We start from the raw sequence: 19,683 nt of genomic DNA, 5'->3' as shown, positions 1-19,683 counted from the left end.
CGGCGCCGCGCGGTGCGCGACGCCGTCGGGATCATGCGGAGGCCGGGTGGCCGGTGCCGGGGGCCGCGCCCTCGCCCTCGGGCTTGGGTCCGCCTTCGGCCTTCGGCTTGGCCTTCTTCAGGTGCTTCTCCTCGAACCGCTGGAGGATGGTGAAGAAGGAGGGCACGAACAGCACCGCCAGGCAGGTGGAGGCCAGCATGCCGCTGACCACCGCGATGCCGATGGACTTGCGCGAGTTGGCGCCGGCGCCGGTGGCGAACACCAGCGGCAGCACGCCCAGGATGAAGGCGAACGAGGTCATCAGGATCGGGCGGAACCGCAGCCGGGCGGCTTCCACCGCCGCCTCCATGATGTCCATGCCCTCCATGCGCTTCTCGCGGGCATATTCCACGATCAGGATGGCGTTCTTGGACGCCAGCGCGATCAGCAGGATCAGGCCGATCTGGGTATAGAGGTTGTTGGACACCCCCAATGCCAGCAGCGTGCCCACCGTGCCCAGCAGGGCCATGGGCACCGCCAGGATCACCGACATGGGCTGGATCCAGCTCTCATACTGGCCGGCGAGCACGAAATAGACCAGCAGGATGGCCATGGCGAACACGAAGTACATCTGCGAGCCCACCGCCTTCTCCTGGAACGACATGGCGGTCCATTCGAAGCCGGTGCCCGGCGGCAGGGTCTGGGCGGCGATCTGCTCCATCAGGGTCAGGGCCTGGCCGGAGGAGAAGCCCGGCGCGCTGGCACCCACCACCGTGGCGGAGGGATAGAGATTGTACAGCGAGATCAGGGGCGGCCCCTGCATCTGCTTCACGTCCACCAGCGTGCCCAGCGGGATCATGTTGCCCTGGGGGGTGCGGACCTTCAAATTCATCAGGTCCGCCGGGGTCACCCGCGAGCCGGCATCGGCCTGCACATAGACCTGGAACACATTGCCGAACTTGTTGATCTGGGTGACGTAGGTGGAGCCCACATAAGACGAGATGGTGGTGAACACCTGGCCCACGGTGACGCCGAGTGTTTCCGCCTTGATGCGGTTCACATCCACCTGCAATTGCGGCGAGCCGGCGCGGAACGGGGTGCTGACATGGGTCAGGGCCGACTGGGCGGTCGCCTTCTCCACCAGGGCATTGGTCACCCGCTCCAGCATCACATAGTCAAAATTGCCGCCGCGCAATTGCGGCTGCATGGTGAAGCCGGAGGCGTTGCCGATGCCCTGGATGGCGGGGGGCACCAGCACCGCGGTCTTGGCTTCCTGGATGCCGGCCAGTTCCTTGGTCAGGTTCTCGTAGATGGCCAGCAGGCCCTGGCCCTTGGTGGCGTAGCGGATCGACCAGTCGTCCAGGGTCACATAGGCGACGCCGGCATTGGACAGGGTCGAGCTGTTGTCCAGCACCGAAATGCCGGTGATGGCCAGCACGGTCTTCACGCCGGGCACCTTGCGCGCCGCATCCGTCACCTGCTCCATCACCTTCATGGTGCGGTCGGTGGACGACGCGTCCGGCAATTGCGCCGCGATCATCACATAGCCCTGGTCCTCAATGGGCAGGAACGAGGTGGGCAGGCGGGTCAGACCATAGCCGGCGATGGCGATCAGGATCAGCGCCACCACGCACATCAGGCCGGAATGGTGCACCATGGCGCTGATGAGCCCGGTGTATTTGTGCTCGCAGGCGTCATAGACCTTGTTGAAGCCGCGATAGAAGACGTTGCGCTTTTCCGGCGGCACCGGCTTGCGCAGCCACAAGGCGCACTGGGTGGGCTTGAGCGTCGCCGCATTGATGGCGGAGATGAAGGCGGTCGCGGCGATCACCAGCGCGAACTGCTTGAACATCTGGCCGGTGAGGCCCGGCAGGAACGCCGCCGGCAGGAACACCGACATCAGCACCAAGGTGATGCCCATCACCGGGCCGAACAGCTCGTCCATGGCCTTTTCGGCCGCGGGCTGTCCTTCCATGCCGTCCTCGATGTGGCGCGACACGCCCTCCACGATGACGATGGCGTCGTCCACCACGATGCCGATGGCCAGGATGATGGCGAACAGCGTGGAGATGTTGATGGTGAAGCCCATGGCCGACATGGCGGCAAAGGCGCCGATGATGGTCACCGGCACGGTGGTGGCCGGCACCAGCGTGGCGCGCCAATCCTGCAGGAAGGCCAGGATCACCACCAGCACCAGGATCGCCGCCTCGAACAGGGTCTTGTAGACCTCGTCGATGGAGGCGGTCACGAACCAGGTGGTGTTGAAGGGAATGTCGTAGGTCAGCCCTTCGGGGAAGCCCTTCTTCAGCTCCTCCATCTTGGCGGCCACCGCCGCCGAGACGTCCAGCGCATTGGCGGCGGGCAGCTGGAAGATGGCGATGCCGGCCGCGGGCTTGTTGTCCTGGGTGAAATACTTGCTGTAGCTCTGCGCCCCCAGCTCCACCCGGCCGATGTCCCGCACCCGTGTGATGCGGCCGCCGTCGGTATTGTCCACCTTGACGATGATGTTCTCGTAGTCGGTGACGTCGTTCAGCCGGCCCTGGATGTTGACCGTATATTGGAAGCTGGAATTGTTGGGCGCCGGCGGCATGCCCAGCTGGCCGGGGGTGACTTCCTGGCTCTGCTTCTGGATGGCATTGATCACATCGGTGGGGTTGAGCCCCACCGCCTGCATCTTGTCCGGGTCCATCCAGATGCGCATGGCGTAGGAGCCGGCGCCGAACACCGCGACGCTGCCCACGCCGGGCAGGCGGGCCAACTCGTTCTGGATGTTGATGACGCCGTAATTGTTCAGATACAGGCCGTCATAGCGCCCGTCCGGCGAATTGAGGGTCACGAACTCCAGGATGGAGGTGCCCTTCTGGATCACCGTCACGCCCTGGGTCTGCACCGATTCCGGCAGCGAGGACAGGGCGATGGACACCCGGTTCTGCACCAGCACCTGGGCCATGTTGGGGTCGGTCCCGATGGCGAAGGTGACCACCAGGGTGTAGGTGCCGTCGCTGGCGGACCAGGACTGCATGTAGAGCATGCCCTCGACGCCGTTGACCTGCTGTTCGATGGGCAGGGCCACCGTGTCCACCATGGTCTTGGCGGAGGCGCCGGGATAGGAGGCGGTCACCGAGACCGTGGGCGGCACCACATTGGGATATTGCGCCACCGGCAAGGTGTAGAGCGCCACCGCCCCGATCAGCACGAAGACAAGGGCGAGCACATTCGAGAGCACCGGCCGCTCGATAAAGAAGCGCGAAATCATGATCGCCGCCTATGGTTCGAGGGACGCGGGCTCAGTTCTTCGTCGCGGCGGGCGTCGCCGCCGGCTTGGGCGCGGGCGCCCCGGCCTTCGGCGGTTCCGATGGGGTCACAATGGGCATGGTGCCGACGGTGGTGACCACCTTGGAGCCGGGGATCGCGCGCTGGAGGCCATTGACGATGATCTTGTCACCGGCCTTCAGGCCCGATTCGATCACGCGCAGCCCGTCGGTCTGCAACTGACCCTGGGTGACCGTGGTCTGCGAGACCACATTGTCCGCCCCCACCGTCAGCACATAGGGACCGAGCTGGTTCACGCCGATGGTGGTTTCACTCACCAGCACCGAAGGCAGCGCCTTGCCCAGCGGCAGGCGCACGCGGGCGAACAGGCCGGGCAGCAGGTCGTTGTTCGCATTGTCGAAGATGGCCCGCACCGTCAGCGTGCCCAGATTGGGGTCAACCTGCGGCGCCACATAGTCGAGGTGACCCTTGTGGGGGAAGCCGGTTTCGGTCTGCAACCCGATCTCCACCGGGATCTGGCCTGCGCCGATGTTGCGGGAGACCTGCATCAGCGACAGGCCATCCTTGGCGAGGCCCTCCTTGATGCGCAGCACCTGCTGCTCGCTGAGCGAGAACCACACATAGAGCGGGTTCACCTCGACGATGGTGGCGAGCTTGGTGGGGCTGCCGTAGCCCACCAGGGCGCCAATGTCCTGGAGATGGGCGGTCACCACGCCGTCGAACGGCGCACGGACCTCGGTATAGCCGAGGTTGATCTGCGCCAGCACCAGGCTGGCCTGGGCGTTCTGCACGTCGGCGATGGCGCCGTCACGCTTGGCACGGGCCTGGTCGAGGGTGGCCTGGGAGGCGAAATCCTGCTTGGCCAGCTGGTTCTGCCGGTTGAACTCGGCTTCCGCCTGCACCTGGGAGGCCTGTTTGGCGGCGAGCGTCGCCTTGGCCTGGTCCACGTCGGCCTTGTACTGGTCCTGCTCGATCACGAACAGCACGTCGCCCTTCTTGGCGAGGGCGCCGTCCTTGTAATTGATGGCGGTCAGGAAGCCCTGCACGCGGGCATTCAGGTCGACGGTGTTGATCGAGGCGGTGTTGCCGGTCAGATCGAGGTAGCGCGTCACCGGCTGCTCGACCACCGGCGCGATGGTCACCGTGGGCGGCGGGGGCGCCACATATTCATTCTTCTCGCCACACCCGGCTAACGCCAGGGCCGCCAGAGCGGGCCACAGCAGACGCACGGAGCGACCGCGAAACACTTGCTGGCAACCACTCGCAACCCGCGCCAAACCGGTCATTACCGTCCCCCGACGTCAAAGTCGCCGGATACTACGCACCGGCCTGAGGCCTGTCCATGACCGCCCGGCCCGCCGCTGGCAAGGCCCTTGCGGCAGCAAATGATCCATTTCGGCGGCAGACCGCGTCGGCGGGGCGCGGCACGAGGCTACCGAAGTCAAGCTATGCCATGGGAAAGTGCCGGTTGCGGGATTTCCCCACCTTCCTCTCATTGACAAGGCGCCGACCCGTTCATAAGTCTCCGCTTGGTGCATCGGGCGGATCGGCGCGGCGTTTTTCGGCCGGGTGTGGCCTTATCGCCGCAGCCAGTGCCTGGAATATCCCGCGGACTTGCTGACGCCGTATTGCGCGTCGATGAGGACGCTTTTCCCGGAGGGTCCGGCGGCCGTCTCCGCCCTCCGCTGATTGAAGACGGCGACGGATAAGAGACGCGACTATGCTTGGTGGACTCGCCCGCAAGATTTTCGGCTCCGCGAATGATCGCCGGGTCCGCGGCTATCGGCCCACCGTTGAGGCGATCAACGCCTTGGAAGGTGAGGTCTCGGCTCTCACGGACGATCAGCTGCGCGACCGGACAGCCCAATTTCGTGCCCAGATCGCGGCGGGCAAAAGCCTGGATGACCTGTTGGTCCCGGCCTTCGCCACCGTGCGCGAAGCGGCCAAGCGCGTGCTGGGCCTGCGCCCGTTCGATACCCAATTGATCGGCGGCATGGTGCTCCATGACGGCGGCATCGCCGAGATGAAGACCGGCGAAGGCAAGACCCTGGTCGGCACCCTGCCCGTCTATCTCAACGCGCTCGCCGGCAAGGGCGTGCATGTGGTGACGGTGAACGACTACCTCGCCAAGCGCGACGCCGAATGGATGGCGCGGGTCTACCGCTTCCTCGGCCTCTCCACCGGCATCATCATCCACGGCCTGGACGACGACCAGCGCCGGGACGCCTATGCCTGCGACGTGACCTACGCCACCAATAACGAGCTGGGCTTCGACTATCTGCGCGACAATATGAAATACGAGCGCGCCCAGATGGTGCAGCGTCCGCATTTCTACGCCATCGTCGACGAGGTCGACTCGATCCTGGTGGACGAGGCCCGCACCCCGCTGATCATCTCCGGCCCGCTGGACGATCGCTCGGACTTCTACAACACCATCGACAAATATATCCCGCGCCTCGACAAGACCGACTTCGACGTGGACGAGAAGCAGCGCTCGGTGGCCATGACCGAGGCCGGCATGGAGAAGATGGAGCAGATGCTCCAGGAAGCCGGGCTGCTGAAGACCGGCTCGCTGTACGACATCGAGAATGTCTCGGTGGTGCACCACGTCAACCAGGCCCTGCGCGCGCACTCGCTGTTCCAGCGCGACAAGGACTATATCGTCCGCAACGACGAAGTGGTGATCATCGACGAGTTCACCGGCCGCATGATGCCGGGCCGGCGCTATTCCGAAGGCCTGCACCAGGCCCTGGAAGCCAAGGAGCGGGTGAGCGTCCAGCCGGAAAACCAGACGCTGGCCTCCATCACCTTCCAGAATTATTTCCGCCTCTATGAGAAGCTCGGCGGCATGACCGGCACCGCCTCCACCGAGGCGGAAGAATTCTCCGACATCTACAAGCTGGACGTGGTGGAGGTTCCCACCAACCGCAAGATCCAGCGCATCGACGATGACGACGAGGTCTACCGCTCCACCCGCGAGAAGTATGACGCCATCGTCAAGCTGATCGAGGAGTGCGCGGAGCGCAACCAGCCGGTGCTGGTGGGCACCACCTCCATCGAGAAGTCCGAGCTTCTGGCCGAACGGCTGAAGGATGCCGGCTTCCGCCAGCTGGACTATTCCGACCCCACCGCCTTCACCAGCCATAAGGGCGGCAAGAGCTTCGCGGTGCTCAATGCCCGCTATCACGAGCAGGAAGCCTATATCGTCTCCCAGGCCGGCGTGCCCGGCGCGGTGACCATCGCCACCAACATGGCCGGCCGCGGCACCGACATTCAGCTGGGCGGCAATGTGGACATGCGCATCGCCCAGGAACTGGCGGACCTGCCCGAGGGGCCGGAGCGCCAGGCGGCGGAAACCAAGATCCGCGCCGAGATCGAGGAACTGAAGCAGAAGGCCCTCGCCGCCGGCGGCCTGTTCGTGCTCGGCACCGAGCGCCACGAGAGCCGGCGCATCGACAACCAGCTGCGCGGCCGCTCCGGCCGCCAGGGCGATCCCGGCCACTCCAAGTTCTTCCTGTCGCTGGAAGACGATCTGATGCGCATCTTCGGGTCGAACCGGCTCGAAGGCATGCTGCAGAAGCTCGGCCTGAAGGAAGGCGAGGCCATCATCCATCCTTGGATCAACAAGGCCCTGGAGAAGGCGCAGCAGAAGGTCGAAGCGCGCAATTACGACATCCGCAAGAACCTGCTGAAATATGACGACGTGCTGAACGACCAGCGCAAGGTGGTGTTCGAGCAGCGCGTCGAGCTGATGAATGACGACGACGTGGCCGAGACCGTCGAGGACATGCGCCACGACGTCATCACCGATCTGGTGGCCAAGTACATTCCGCCGAACGCCTATCCCGAACAGTGGGACATGAAGGGCCTGGACTTCGCCGTGCGCGACGTCCTCACCCTCGACCTGCCGGTGGTGGAGTGGGCCAAGGAAGACGGCATCGCCGGCCCCGAGGTCACCGAGCGCATCATCCAGCGCGCCGACGAATGGATGGCCGCCAAGAGCGCCCAGTATGGGCCGGACCTCATGCGCTATGTGGAGAAGTCGATCCTGCTGCAGACGCTGGATCACCTCTGGCGCGAGCATATCGCCATGCTCGACCATCTGCGCCAGGTGGTGGGCCTGCGCGGCTACGGCCAGCGCGATCCGCTGAACGAATACAAGTCCGAGGCCTTCCAGCTGTTTGCCGCCATGCTCGGCCGGCTGCGCGAGATCGTCACCGCCCAGCTCATGCGGGTGGAAATCGTCTCGACGCCGCAGCCGGCGGAACTGCCGCCCATGGAAGCCCACCATATCGACGCCACCACCGGCGAGGATGAGATGGCCCTTGCCGGGCCGGCCCCCATGACCCTGCTGTCGGACCTGTCGGCGGGCGGCGGCGAGGTGGCCGCGGCCAACCGCAATCCCGATGACCCCAGCACCTGGGGCAAGGTCGGCCGCAACGAGAACTGCCCCTGCGGTTCCGGCAAGAAGTTCAAGCACTGCCACGGCCGCTTCGCCTGAGGCGGTTGGGCTGAAGGGGTTCCGGCCCCTGACGCGCAAGGCGAGACACGCAAGGCCTCAGGCCGAGCGGACGAGACGAAAAAGCCCCACGCGGATCGCTCCGCGTGGGGCTTTCGTTTGTCCGGCTGGCTCTGAACGGTGCGCGGGATCAGCCCCTGGGATCAGCCCCCAGGTCCAGGGCCTGGCGCTCATAGAGCCGGCGATAGATGCCGCCCTCGATCCGCACCAGATCCGCGTGCTGCCCCTCCTCCGCGATCCGCCCCCGGTCGAACACCAGCAGCCGGTCCAGCGCCCGCACCGTGGACAGCCGGTGGGCGATCACCAAAGTGGTGCGGCCCACCATCAGCCGCTCCATGGCCTCCTGGATCTGCGCCTCGGATTCCGAATCCAGGCTGGAGGTGGCCTCGTCCAGGATCAGGATGCGCGCCTCCGAGAGGAACGCCCGCGCGATGGCCACCCGCTGGCGTTCACCGCCGGACAGCTTCACCCCGCGCTCGCCCACCAGCGTGGCATAGCCGCGCGGCAGCCGGGCGATGAAGCCGTCCGCATTGGCCAGCGCCGCCGCCTGCTCGATCTCCGCGCGGCTGGCCTCGGGGCGGGCATAGGCGATGTTCTCCGCCAGGGTGCGGTGAAACAGGATCGGCTCCTGCTGCACCACCGCGATCTGCCGGCGCAGGCTGCCCTGCGTCACCTCGCGCACGTCCTGCCCATCCACCAGCACCCGGCCGCCGGTGACATCGTGCAGCCGCTGGATCAGCTTCACGAAGGTGGTCTTGCCGGAACCGGACGGCCCCACCAGCCCCACCCGCTGCCCGGCCGGAATTGTCAGCGACAGAGTGTCGTACAGCGGTGTCGCATGACCGGAATAGTGGAATGATACACGGTCGAACGTGATGTTTCCCGCGTCAATCCGTGCGGAACTTGCGTGCGGACGGTCGGAAATGCCAACCGGGGTGAGATGGATCTCGGCCAGTTCCTGCATGTCATTCACCGACCGCTGCAGGTTGTGCACATGCATGCCCACCTCTCGAAGGTAACCATGCACCACAAAATAAGTGGTGAGCACATAAGCCACTTCTCCCGGTGTCGCCCGCCCCTGCCACCACAGGATCAGCCCGGTGCCGATGATGGCGGTGCGCAGCACCAGCAACGCGAACAGCTGCGCCGTTCCGCTCCAGGTGGCGGCCATCCAGGTGCGCCGGGTCCGGACGTTCCATTTGCCCAGAACCCCTTGTAATCGCGCCTCTTCCCGCCCCTCGGCGCCGAAGCCCTTGACCACCGCATTGCAGCCGATGGCATCGGCCAGGGTGCCGCCCACCCGTGTGTCCCAGGCATTGGAAAGGCGTGCTGCCGGAGCCACATAGGCCACCGACAGCCCCACCGTCATGCCCACGAACACCACCGCCCCAACGGCCACCACCGCCCCCATCACCGGCCACTGCAGCCCCAGCAGCACCGCGGATCCCACCAGCACCATCACCGATGGCAGCAGGGCCACCAGCAAGGTGTCGTTGAGCAGATCCAGCGACCACATCCCGCGCGAGATCTTGCGCACGGTGGAACCGGCAAAGGCGTTGGCATGCCAGTCGGATGAGAAATGCTGAACCCGCGCAAAGGCTTGCTGGGCAATGTCCGACATCATCCGCAAGGTGAGCCGGACGATGCCCACGAACGCCCCATGCCGCAGCGCCACCATCAGCACGCCCAGCCCGAGAATGACCGCGAACGCTTCCACCGCGGTGGTCCGGGCCAACAGCCGCTCCGCCATCCCCGGCGTGGCTTCGGCGCGCGCCAGCGCATCCACCAGCCGCCCGGCGAACAGCGGCACCAGCACTTCGCACAGCGTGGACACCGAGATGGCGCCCATGATGGCAGCGATCAGCCCCGGCCGATGGCGCCAATGGCCCCAGAGGAAGACAAAAACCATCCTGAACACGCCGGGGCGCTTATGGGTACGATGCAGAGACATGGACCTATCCGGCAGCGCACAAGCGGGCGCCGGCCTTCTGTAGTTTGGGAATTTGGCTGAGGGCCGGCCCGTGCCGGAACCCTGATGCGCGCCCTCAGGCGCAAGCGGACGGCGAAAGGCGCGCCCGCGCCGGCAACCCTAGCGGCTGCCGGACGATATCCCCGAAAGGGGCATGACATAGAACATTAGCCCCTCCGTCGCGGGTTGATCAGAGGCCTTCAATAGCCCTGCGTGGCACGATTGGTCAACCCGCAGCGGCTTCCAATGCGCTTGCAGCATCCGCCAGGGCGCGGAAGGCCACGGCTGCGCCCGACTTGGCTCCGCGCGACCGCGGCGCGCCCAGAGGCGCGCAAACGTCCGCGGCGGCGCCCAGGCCGCACGCCCCACGCGCGCCGCTCTTTTCACGGCGCTCCAAATGAAAAAGCCCGGCGCAGGCCATCTGCGCCGGGCTCTGAAAGCCGAAAAATCAAGCCGGGATCAGTTTCCGAACGTGCCCGGCGTGACGATGGGCACCGCGCCCATCAACACCGACGCCTGCGCCGCGCCGGTATCGGCGCTGGCGGTCTGGGTGGGCTTCTGGACAACGGCCCCGTCCGTTCCGCGCGGACCGGACGGGGCCGGCGTGGCGGAGAGCATCGCCGTCGCCGGCTTGGAGGCATAGAGGCTGGTGCCTGCCGCAACCGCGGTGGCCGTACGTGGCGTAGGGGCTGCCGCGGCAGAGGGGGCGCTCGACGTGGCGGCGGAAACCGCTTGCGCGGCAGGCGCCTGGGGCGCCGCCCCGGCGAACCCGAGCATCTTCCCGAAGGACAAACCGGTGTCCGCATTGGCGACACGGGCCTCGCCCGAACCGGAAGCCGCAGCCTGCACCGGCTGGTCCGGCGCTCCCGGCCGGGTAGCCAAGGTCGCGGGCTTCTGCGCCAACGCCGGATTGGACAGCGCGACTTCCTCATCGGTCTTCGGCGGCCGGGCGTGGGGGGGGATGGTGCCCGGCAAAGGCGCGGAGGCCAAAGCGATGCGATCACCCGCGGTTTCCGGCTGGAACTTCGCCAGGAACACCGGGTTCATGCCGCCGTCCTTGCCGGTGCGGATCGGCGCCAGCGGCGTGCTGGGGGCGAGCGCTGCGGCCTTGGCATCGTCGCTGCGCTGCTTGGCGCTAACGGCGCTGGCGATGACGTCGGGGACGGTATAGTTCGGACAGGCCAGGGACGGCTCAAACGCCTGGCCCGCCGGGGGCTGCGCGTCGAACACATATTGGCGCCCGCACACATTCACCTTCGGCTCCAGGTGCGTGACCTCGAAATGGTCATAGCCCTGCTTGAGGTTGCGCCAGAAGGCCATGTTGGGATTGTTGCGGTGGCGCGCCATGTTTTCCGGTGTCATGCGGAACGGCATGGCCTGAATCTGGAACGAGCGCTGCCCACCCGCCAGCGATTCCCGCGCCAGTGCGTAGATTTCGGCAATCTGCTCATCGGTCATGGCATAGCAGCCGGACGACGAGCAATCGCCGTGAATCATCAGGAAATCACCGGTGCGCCCGTAGGATTTGTCAAAGGCGTTGGGGAAGCCGGTGTTGATGGCCAGATAGTAATTGGAGTTCGGGTTCAGCAACCCAGGGGTGATGTTATAGAACCCCTCCGGCGCCTGCCGGTCGCCCACCTTGACCTTGGGTCCAAGTTCGCCCGACCAGCGGCAGATGGGATAGGTCTTGAGCAAGGCATAGGTGCCGCTGCCGGTGGTCTTCCAGACCTCAAGCTCGGCTTCCTCCTTGAACACCCGCACCAGGATCGGGCTTTGCGGCGCCATATCCTTCTCGGACATGATGCTCAGAATCTTCGCGCTCAGCGGCTGCCGCGAACGTGCCGAGGTATCGTCGTTCTGTCCATTGCAGCCGGCGAGGGCAAGCGACGCCGTTACAGCCAAGGCCGCAAGCCGCGCGCGGGAGAACATCTTCATCGGACGGGTCAACACGGAACTCCTGGGTCCGAACCGGACGCGGTGAGTGAGTGTTTTAGGCTCTCTACCCTTGCCGGCGGGTTACCGCAAGATGGCGAAAACACGGAAGAAACCTCACCCTGAACCGCACAGGATGGGCCAATTGCGGCCAAGATGAGATGGTTCCTTGCGTCAGGCTGGCGTTAACCACGAATGTCGCTAACGACGCCTCAAACCTTGAGCGTGCGGCCAATGGCCAGGAATTTGGCGCGCCGGGCCTTCTTCACCGCATCCGCATCCAGACCCGCCAGGGACTCGAACGCTTCGGCAATGGCGTCACCGGTGGCTTCGATCGCCGCCGCGGGATCGCGATGGGCGCCGCCCAAGGGCTCGCGCACGATGCCGTCCACCACCCCGAACCGCACCAGATCCTGGGCGGTGATCTTCATGTTGGTGGCCGCTTCCTGCGCCTTGGAGGTATCGCGCCAGAGAATCGAGGCGGCCCCTTCCGGCGAGATCACGCTGTAGATGGCGTGCTCCAGCATCAGCACCTTGTTGGTGGCGGCGATGGCGATGGCCCCGCCGGAGCCGCCCTCACCGATCACCACGGCGACATTGGCGGCGCCCAGGGCCAGGCAGGCATCGGTGGAGCGGGCGATGGCTTCCGCCTGCCCGCGCTCTTCCGCGCCGATGCCGGGATAGGCGCCGGCGGTATCCACCAGCGAGATCATGGGCAGGCCGAAGCGGTCCGCCAGTTCCATCAGCCGGGCGGCCTTGCGGTAGCCCTCCGGCCGCGCCATGCCGAAATTGTGCCGGATGCGGGTCTCGGTGGTGGAGCCCTTCTCGTGGCCGATGACGCAGACCGCCTCACCGCGGAACCGGGCAAAACCGCCGATGATGGCTTCATCCTCGCCATATTTGCGGTCGCCGGCCAGCGGCGTGAAATCGGTGAACAGGCCCTTGGCGAAATCGCCGAAATGCGGCCGCGCCGGATGGCGGGCCACCAGGGTTTTCTGCCACGGCGTGAGATTGGCATAGAGCTGGGTCAATGCCTCGCCGGCCTTGGCCTCCAGGCGCAGGACTTCCTCACCGATCCCCACCCCGTCGGGCGAAGAGAGGGCACGCAGTTCTTCCACCTTCGCCTCGAGCTCGGCCACCGGCTTCTCGAAGTCCAAATAGCTACGCATGCACGCCCATGGGTTTGAGGATCGTTCTGCCCCACCGTGGGGCGGGCGGAAGCTGCCCCCCACTGTGCGGGGAGTCAAGCTGAAGGACACCCTGCCCGTCTGCCAGCCCTTCTTATGTGGGGGACGCGGTGGCAGAATCGAGACCCGGGAGCGACACATCATGCCGCAGGCCGGCCGCGTCCGCGCATCGGGCGAGGACTCCGGCACCAGCGAGGCCTTCCGCACCGACCGGGTGCCCGTCGGTTGCGCACCGGGCGCTCGGGCATCGCCACCCATCATCGGCCTTGTTTGCGGGTGGCCTCCCCGGCTATTGCTGCGCAGCGATGTTGCAATCGCCCGGACGGCGCCCGTCTCTTTTCAGGCGAGCACCCCGGTGGCGAGCCAGACGAGGATCCTTCTGCCCATGCGCGCCCTTCTTGATGTCATCCTGCTCGTGCTGCAGCTTTACGTTTGGGTGCTGATCGCCTCGGCCGTGCTGTCCTGGCTGATCGCCTTCAATGTGGTGAACGCCTACAACCCTGTGGTGCGCACCATTGGCGACATCGTGTTCCGGCTGACCGAACCGGTGCTGAAGCCCATCCGCTCCGTCCTGCCCAGCCTGGGCGGCATCGATCTCTCGCCGATGGTTCTGATCCTGCTCATCTTCTTCATCGAGCGGGTGATCGGCCTCTACATCTACCCCTACGTGTTCTGAGCCCCATGGCCTTCTGGCGCGAGATACCAGACGCGCTGGAGGTCAGCGTCCGGGCCACGCCCAAGGGCGGTCGGGACGCCTTGGACGGCACGGTGATGCTGTCCGATGGACGCGAGGTGCTGAAGATCCGTGTGCGGGCGGCCCCCGAGGATGGGGCCGCCACAGCGGCGGTGATCAAGGTGCTGGCCGCGGCAGCGGGCATCGCGCCCTCCGCTGTGCGCCTGACCTCCGGCGCCACGGCGCGGCTGAAGGTGTTTCGTCTTGTGGGCGACATCGCCGCCATGCGCACCGCGCTGGACCGTGCGTTGACACCTGCCGAGCGGACGAAGTCCTGAGCGGGTCCTTCTCGAAAATTGCCCGCGCCCCATCCCGAGGGCAGACGCCTCCGTCGCAAGACGGCTCAAGGCCGCCGACGGGGCGAGATCGCGCCTGATCCGAAGGCGGGGACGAGGGGGGCAGCATGCGCCGCCCCCTCCATCGCACCTGAAGCTCAGGCGACCTTGCGGTCAGGCACACCCGGCAGGGCCGCCCGCATGCCCGGCGTGTGGCGGGTGTCCACCATCTTGTTGTCGACCCCGTTCTCGTCGAGGAAGGTCTTCATCTCGCGATAGGTCGTGGCCCAGGCCCGATTGAACTTGTTGAACAGGCCCTGGTCCCAATAATCCTCCAGCTGGAACTCCTTCTTGGAAAACACGTCGTAGCTGGGGATCTGGTAGGTCTCGGCGAACTCCACCGTGCGGCTGTCATAGGTGAAGTAGATTGACGGCGTGCCGTTGGAGAGCGCCATCAGATTGCCGTGCAGCCGATAGCCCAGCACCAGATCCTTCTGCTGCACCAGCGCCTCATAGTCCGCCACCACGTCGGAATAGAACAGGCGCTCGCGGTAAAGCCGCTCGATCTCGTCGTCCATGTACCAGTCGGAGACCCATTTGTTGGCCTTCAGGGCGGCGATGGCTTCTTCCCGCTGCTCGGCGGTGCCGAACACGATCTTCTTTTCCTCCACCTCGCCCTGGGCCATCAGCACCACATCGAAGCGGCTGGCGCATTCCTTCACCAGGTCGCGGTGGAAGGTGAGGTAGCGCTTGATGTCCTGGGCATAGGCTGGCGAGACCTCGCGGCGACAGGTGATGCCCACCTGCTTGATCTCCTCCAGTGGCGGAAGGGTGATGGCAAGATTCGGATCATTGCGGCGGAAGGCGGTGGGGCAGCCGACGATGCGGATGTTGCGGATGCCGATGTCCCACAGCACCTGCGCCGAATAGGCCCCGCGCACGCCGATGGAGACGGATGAGTCCGCCATCATGTGCAGGACCGTTTTGGTCTCCTCGGACAATTCCATATTGCCCTTCACCGGGGCCTGGGCGCCGATGCCGAAGGCGATCACCGGCAGCTTGAGGCGCTTGAGCACCTCGATGGTATGCTGCCACTTCATATGGTTGTGCACGTAGTTCGAACCGCGCAGGAACACATAGTCATATTCTTCCCGCAGGCGATCGATGTCGTCCATGTTGGGACTGGCGATGGGCAGCACGCCGAGCTTGTCGAAATTCATCAACTTCAGCGATGAATCATAGACGAAGGCGTCGCCGATGTTGTGGTAGTGGTCGATGCTGCGCTGGACATCCTTGTAATTATACCAGCGGACGCAGTCGTGGTCGTAGACTTCTCCCGACGGGATCATGACGAGTACGCGGGCCATTCGTGCCTCCCTCTGGATTCCGAGGTGTCAAACCTCAGGCGGTGCGCGCCACGGCCTCGGGGGCCGGAGCGCTGGGGATGTCCGGTCGCTGCGAACGCAGGCGCCGGTAGAGATCGAGATGGGTGCGGGCAAAGCCCAGATGGGTGTCGGGTGCCCGGATGCCGCCGCGCAGGCGATCCCACAGCGTGTCGTCGGTCAGCGCCTCCACCAGGCGGTCGGCCAGATCCTCGGCGCTGCCGACGCGGAAATGCAGGCCGTCCACGCCGTCGCGGATCTTCTCCGCCATGCCGCCGATGTTGGAGGCGATGATCGGGCGGCCATGGAAGAACGCCTCCTGAATCACCACCGGCGAGTTCTCCCACCACACCGAGGGCATGATCATCCAGTCGACGGAGCGCATCAGCCGCGGCATCTCCGCATTCTGATAGGAGCCGTAGAAGCGCACCCGGTCGCCAGCCTTTTCCACCAGGGCGGCGATCTTGGCCTGGTAGGCGGGCGGCTGGCGCTCCAGATTGCCGCCGAAGATCATCATGCGGGCGTCCTCGCCCCACACGCTCTCCGGCACCCGGCCCACAGCATCCAGCAGCACGTCGGCGCCCTTGTAGGGGGTCATCTGGCCGAAATAGGCAAAGCTGCCCCGCCGCTTGGCCGGCCCCGTGAGCGGCCTTGGCGGCGCGGTCTCGGCAATGTCGAGGCCGTTCTCGATCACCGACATGCGGCTGCCGTCCAGCCCCCATTCGATGAAGCGCTGGGCCAGGAAATGGCTCGGCGAGACATAGTGGTCCGCCAGTTCCAGCATGGACTGCACGAACCGCTCCCGTTGCAGGAAGCGCGCGGGAGAGATGTCCGGGAAACAGGCATGGCACTCGGTAGGCGACGCCCGCTGGCACAGCTTCATGCCCGCCGTCTTCACCATCTGCCCGTGGTGGTGGCACAAGGACAGGAATTCGTGGAACGTCACCACGATCCGGGTGTCCGGCAGGGCGTCGCGCACCGCGAATAGCGTTTCCAGGCCGAGCCCCAGGATATGGTGGAAGTGCACCACATCCGGGCGCACATCGGTGACGAAGCGCAGGAAGTCGCGGCGGATATCGTCGGTGTTGCGGTTCGACAGCAGGAAGTGGTCGTAATCGTCGGCGTGATAGAGGATCTCGTCATCGCTCTGCCGCAGGCTCATGAGCGCGGAGGCGCCATGGCGCGGCACCGGGCTGGCGACCCGCGCCAGATAACGGGACGACACCCCGCCCACCGCGTTCAGCCCCTTATGCAGATTGTGCGAGGCCACTTCCGCCCCGCCGAGCGAATAGCTGGGATGGGCGTGGGAGATCACCAGTACCCGCAGATCGTCCGCGGCGGCTGCGCGCGCCACCGGGATCGAAGGCAAGGGAGACGAGGGCAAGGGTGAGGAGGGGTTGGGCTGTGCGTTCATGGTCATCAGCTCCGCATGTTCGCCACCGCGAGGGACCAGCGCCGGTCAAAAGCCCAGCGATCCACCCGGCGCACCAGACCGTGCCAGGACGCCGCCGCCGGCCCCGCCGCGCCTTCGCTGGTCTCGTCGGCACACACCATTTCCACGTCCGGCACCCACACCGAGGGCGTGCCTCCGAGGCGCAGCTTCAGGGCCAGGTCCAGCCGCTTCTCGGCGATGCCCAGATAGCCACGGGTAAAGCCCTCCACGGCCTCGAAGGCGGTCCGGGGCAAGATGCAGCACTCCACCGTGCCGGCGGTCACCTCGGTGGGTTCGGCGCCGTCCACGGCGGCCCGGGGATAGCCCACCAACCGATCGTTCAGGCGACGGCCGGTTCCGTCCCCATCCAGCATGGTGCCGGCCCAGCGGATGGAATCGTCCTCGAACAGCAAGGTGGGCGACACCAGGCATTTGCCGCCGCGGGCGCGATAGGCCCGCTCCAGGCGCGGCAGCCAGCCGGTGGCGCGCGGCAGCACATGGGCGCACATCAGCAGTAGATGCTCGGCGGTGCTTGCCCGCACCCCGGCTTCCAGGGCATCGCACACGTCCTCGGCGCCATCCGCGCGCACCAGCCGCAGCCGCAGGCCATAGAACTCCGCCAGCCGGCGCACCTCGGCGGCCACCTCGTCGAAGCCGTCCTCCCGCACCGCCACGATGATCGGCAAGGCGCGGGTGGCCGGCTCCAGCGCCAGCAAGGCCAGCAGGACGCCCACCTGCGCCGCGCCCTCATCGACCCCCACCACGATCACCAGCGGCGCGCCGCCATCAAAGCCGACCGCGTCGCTCACCACCCGGCCGCTCGCCACCCGCCGTTCCAGGGACTGCACCATGGGGCCGAGCTGGCGCTCCACCACATGGGCCGCAGCCACCGAGCGAGGCTCCAGAGCCGACGACAAGCGCGCCAGCACCTGGCGCGGTGCGGCGCGGGTCAGCGGCAAGGGGCGATAGGCCGGGCCGCTGTCCAGCGTGAGTTCCAGATAGGCCGCATCCCGCGCGCTGCCGGCGACCCGCGGCGCAAACGCCAGGAAGCCGTGGGCATGGCGGTTGGGATCCAGCGCCGCGAACAGCGGATCGGCCAGGAAGGCGCGGGTGACATCCGGGCGCGGCTGGCGGGTCCAGCCCTCGTCGATGCGCACCCCGGCCTTGCCCACCTTCAGCGCGACGCCGCGCACGTGGTCCTCGCAGTCCGCCAGCCAGCCGGACACCAACACGCCGCCGCCATCCACCATCAGGGCGAAATCGATGCCAAGGCGCACGGGGATCTTCAGTTCGCTCACGGTGTCGCGGCCGTCGAAGCGGTTGCCCGCGTCCTTCAGCTTGGCGAGCACGTCGGTCGGCGCGGTGAGGCGTGGCAGCACGGCCCGCACATGGGCCGGAACGTCGCGGATCTCCAGCACCACCCGGCGCTCGTAAACGGCAATGGCCCGCCATCCGTCCCGCGCCCGAAACAGGATCTTTTGCAGCTTCCCGGTATCAAGCTTGTCCTGCGCACTCATCAGGCCGGCAAAGCCCCGGCTGCGCCCGGCGAGGTCCTCGCGCGGGAAGGACGCGTTATCCAACTCCGCCAGCGCCGGCTCGGCGCCGATGGCCAGCACCCGCGCCCGGCCCGGCACCAGATCCGCGGCCCAGCCCTGGAGGAAGATATCGCCATCCTCATTGGCCCCGAGCACTTCCACAAAGCCGTCGGGGCGCGCCACCGCCTGGGCCATGGCCGCCACTGCCCGCAGCCGCCGGGCGGTAGGCTTGCCGGACAACAACGCCTCGACGATGCCGTCCACCACCGTGGCAGCGGCGGGCCCGGCATCCTCCGCCACCGCCTGCAACACCGCCTCCATGGTCAGGGGGCGGCGCGCCAGGGCGTAGCGCGCCGGGTGGCCGGCCCGGCGAAAGGTAATGGAGGTCAGGCGCCCGCGCCCCAAGGCCGCCAGAGGCACCAGAGCGGCAAAGCCCGAGCGGATTTCGCTCGGCGCATCCGGGCGACGCCAGCACACCGCAGCCGCCTGTGCCGTGGCACTGGGATCGCCATTCAGCAAGGCCTGCACCGTCGCAGGCAGGTCGCCGACGCCGGCGATGAGGGCAAGCCCCTCATCGACTGCGGCGACCAGAGCCGTCTCCCCATCCAGCGGCAAGCCGTAGGGCTCGGCAGCAGCGGAACGCTCCGCGGTGCGATCGGGGGAATGGGGATCCTGCATGGGGCGGTCCTCAGATTTTCAGGCCGATGGCCAAGGCAAGGCCAAGGCCCACCCCGATGAGCACCGCGAGCGCGAAGAACTGCGGCTTGATCTCGTTGCGGCCCTGCTCCCCCAGTGCCTGAAGGCGATTGTCGAAGCCGGCGAGCGTGGTGTCGAAGCGGGTCAGGAAGATCTCCATCTGATCCAGCCGGATCTCCAGATCGCTTTGGCCGGCGCGAACTGTTCCCAGCGCTTGCTCCAGCCGCGCCTCATGGTCCGACATGGCATCAAGGCGCTGCGCCGTTTCCTTCAGGCTTGTGCCGGTGTCGCGCTGGCCCAGTTGCAATTGCCGCTGCGCGGCCACGAGCAGATCCAGGCGATCCAGCACCCGCGCCATGGGCGCGGCCACCGCCGCCTCCGCCGCTTTCTCATCCGCGGAGGGACGGCGCAGAACCAGTTCCGCCGCCGGGTCCACCGTCACCGCGATGACAGTCAGGCGCTCCGGGGATTGCAGCGCCTTGGGGGGCAGGTCGAGGGTGAAAGCGTGATGCCCGTCGCCGATGCCATTGCGGCGCAGGTCCACGCGCGGCTTGTCGGCGATGCCCGTGGCAACTTCCACCCCATCCAGCAGGACGCGCACCAGCAGCCTGGCTTCCGGCCGATTGCGATCCCACACCCAACCGAACAGCTGGCCATTGTCCACCGCATCCACCCGCCCGGCGAGGGCACTCGCCTCACCGGCCGCAGGCGCAGCGGGTGCCGGCTGCGGGCTGTTCGATGCCACAGACGCTGGTGCAGGTGCGGACTTGA

12 protein-coding genes are annotated in these 19,683 nt (G+C 66.6%); 3 read left to right on the top strand and 9 right to left on the bottom strand.

Annotation, left to right across the window (positions count from 1 at the left end; all coding sequences use genetic code 11):
- Positions 1-31: 31 nt before the first annotated feature.
- Positions 32-3,235 carry an efflux RND transporter permease subunit gene (locus AAG816_RS20950; RefSeq protein ID WP_341991625.1) on the bottom strand — a complete coding sequence of 1,068 codons (3,204 nt, stop codon included), beginning with the start codon at positions 3,233-3,235 and terminating at the stop codon, positions 32-34.
- A gap of 31 nt (positions 3,236-3,266) precedes the next feature.
- Entirely contained in the window at positions 3,267-4,481 is a 1,215-nt protein-coding gene (locus AAG816_RS20945; protein ID WP_341991624.1) for an efflux RND transporter periplasmic adaptor subunit, read from the bottom strand.
- 491 nt (positions 4,482-4,972) lie between these two features.
- On the opposite strand from AAG816_RS20945, the gene secA reads away from it, so the two are divergent.
- Positions 4,973-7,753 carry a preprotein translocase subunit SecA gene (gene secA, locus AAG816_RS20940; RefSeq protein ID WP_341991623.1) on the top strand — a complete coding sequence of 927 codons (2,781 nt, stop codon included), beginning with the start codon at positions 4,973-4,975 and terminating at the stop codon, positions 7,751-7,753.
- A 148-nt stretch (positions 7,754-7,901) separates the two neighbouring features.
- Here the strand turns inward: secA and AAG816_RS20935 are convergent, their stop codons facing one another.
- From AAG816_RS20935 to AAG816_RS20925, 3 genes are all read right to left on the bottom strand, one after another.
- Complete coding sequence (locus tag AAG816_RS20935) at positions 7,902-9,722, bottom strand: ABC transporter ATP-binding protein (protein WP_341991622.1); 1,821 nt, start codon at positions 9,720-9,722, stop codon at positions 7,902-7,904.
- A gap of 477 nt (positions 9,723-10,199) precedes the next feature.
- Positions 10,200-11,540: a murein L,D-transpeptidase family protein gene (locus tag AAG816_RS20930; RefSeq protein ID WP_341991621.1), complete on the bottom strand. Its 1,341-nt coding sequence runs from the start codon at positions 11,538-11,540 to the stop codon at positions 10,200-10,202.
- A 344-nt stretch (positions 11,541-11,884) separates the two neighbouring features.
- Complete coding sequence (locus AAG816_RS20925; protein WP_341991620.1) at positions 11,885-12,841, bottom strand: acetyl-CoA carboxylase carboxyltransferase subunit alpha; 957 nt, start codon at positions 12,839-12,841, stop codon at positions 11,885-11,887.
- Between the two features lie 403 nt (positions 12,842-13,244).
- On the opposite strand from AAG816_RS20925, the gene AAG816_RS20920 reads away from it, so the two are divergent.
- Positions 13,245-13,535 carry a YggT family protein gene (locus AAG816_RS20920; protein ID WP_341991631.1) on the top strand — a complete coding sequence of 97 codons (291 nt, stop codon included), beginning with the start codon at positions 13,245-13,247 and terminating at the stop codon, positions 13,533-13,535.
- 5 nt (positions 13,536-13,540) lie between these two features.
- Positions 13,541-13,870, top strand: coding sequence for a DUF167 family protein (locus tag AAG816_RS20915; RefSeq protein ID WP_341991619.1), 330 nt, complete (start codon positions 13,541-13,543; stop codon positions 13,868-13,870).
- Positions 13,871-14,025: 155 nt separating this feature from the next.
- Here AAG816_RS20915 and AAG816_RS20910 read toward each other — a convergent pair whose 3' ends face one another.
- Genes AAG816_RS20910 through AAG816_RS20895 form a run of 4 tightly spaced genes read right to left on the bottom strand, consistent with a single transcriptional unit; the run spans position 14,026 to position 19,657 of the window.
- The gene (locus tag AAG816_RS20910) at positions 14,026-15,234 is read right to left on the bottom strand and encodes a polysaccharide pyruvyl transferase family protein (RefSeq protein ID WP_341991618.1); all 1,209 of its coding nucleotides are present in this window, start codon (positions 15,232-15,234) and stop codon (positions 14,026-14,028) included.
- Positions 15,235-15,268: 34 nt separating this feature from the next.
- Positions 15,269-16,663, bottom strand: coding sequence for a glycosyltransferase family 4 protein (locus tag AAG816_RS20905; RefSeq protein WP_341991617.1), 1,395 nt, complete (start codon positions 16,661-16,663; stop codon positions 15,269-15,271).
- 5 nt (positions 16,664-16,668) lie between these two features.
- Complete coding sequence (locus AAG816_RS20900; RefSeq protein ID WP_341991616.1) at positions 16,669-18,894, bottom strand: hypothetical protein; 2,226 nt, start codon at positions 18,892-18,894, stop codon at positions 16,669-16,671.
- 10 nt (positions 18,895-18,904) lie between these two features.
- Positions 18,905-19,657 carry a hypothetical protein gene (locus tag AAG816_RS20895; protein ID WP_341991615.1) on the bottom strand — a complete coding sequence of 251 codons (753 nt, stop codon included), beginning with the start codon at positions 19,655-19,657 and terminating at the stop codon, positions 18,905-18,907.
- Positions 19,658-19,683: the final 26 nt, after the last annotated feature.

The organism is Azorhizobium sp. AG788, from assembly GCF_943371865.1.
In the GTDB taxonomy this organism is placed as follows: Bacteria; Pseudomonadota; Alphaproteobacteria; order Rhizobiales; family Xanthobacteraceae; genus Azorhizobium.
The sequence above is the reverse complement of the archived record's forward strand: the minus strand, read 5'-3'. Positions and strand labels throughout refer to the sequence as shown.

Excerpts from the sequence above, each read along its gene's own strand:
- secA (WP_341991623.1), top strand. The coding sequence starts at position 4,973 with ATGCTTGGTGGACTCGCCCGCAAGATTTTCGGCTCCGCGAATGATCGC.
- AAG816_RS20950 (WP_341991625.1), bottom strand. The coding sequence starts at position 3,235 with ATGATTTCGCGCTTCTTTATCGAGCGGCCGGTGCTCTCGAATGTGCTC.
- AAG816_RS20905 (WP_341991617.1), bottom strand. The coding sequence starts at position 16,663 with ATGAACGCACAGCCCAACCCCTCCTCACCCTTGCCCTCGTCTCCCTTG.
- AAG816_RS20910 (WP_341991618.1), bottom strand. The coding sequence starts at position 15,234 with ATGGCCCGCGTACTCGTCATGATCCCGTCGGGAGAAGTCTACGACCAC.
- AAG816_RS20925 (WP_341991620.1), bottom strand. The coding sequence starts at position 12,841 with ATGCGTAGCTATTTGGACTTCGAGAAGCCGGTGGCCGAGCTCGAGGCG.
- AAG816_RS20935 (WP_341991622.1), bottom strand. The coding sequence starts at position 9,722 with ATGTCTCTGCATCGTACCCATAAGCGCCCCGGCGTGTTCAGGATGGTT.
- AAG816_RS20915 (WP_341991619.1), top strand. The coding sequence starts at position 13,541 with ATGGCCTTCTGGCGCGAGATACCAGACGCGCTGGAGGTCAGCGTCCGG.
- AAG816_RS20920 (WP_341991631.1), top strand. The coding sequence starts at position 13,245 with ATGCGCGCCCTTCTTGATGTCATCCTGCTCGTGCTGCAGCTTTACGTT.
- AAG816_RS20900 (WP_341991616.1), bottom strand. The coding sequence starts at position 18,894 with ATGCAGGATCCCCATTCCCCCGATCGCACCGCGGAGCGTTCCGCTGCT.
- AAG816_RS20930 (WP_341991621.1), bottom strand. The coding sequence starts at position 11,540 with ATGTCCGAGAAGGATATGGCGCCGCAAAGCCCGATCCTGGTGCGGGTG.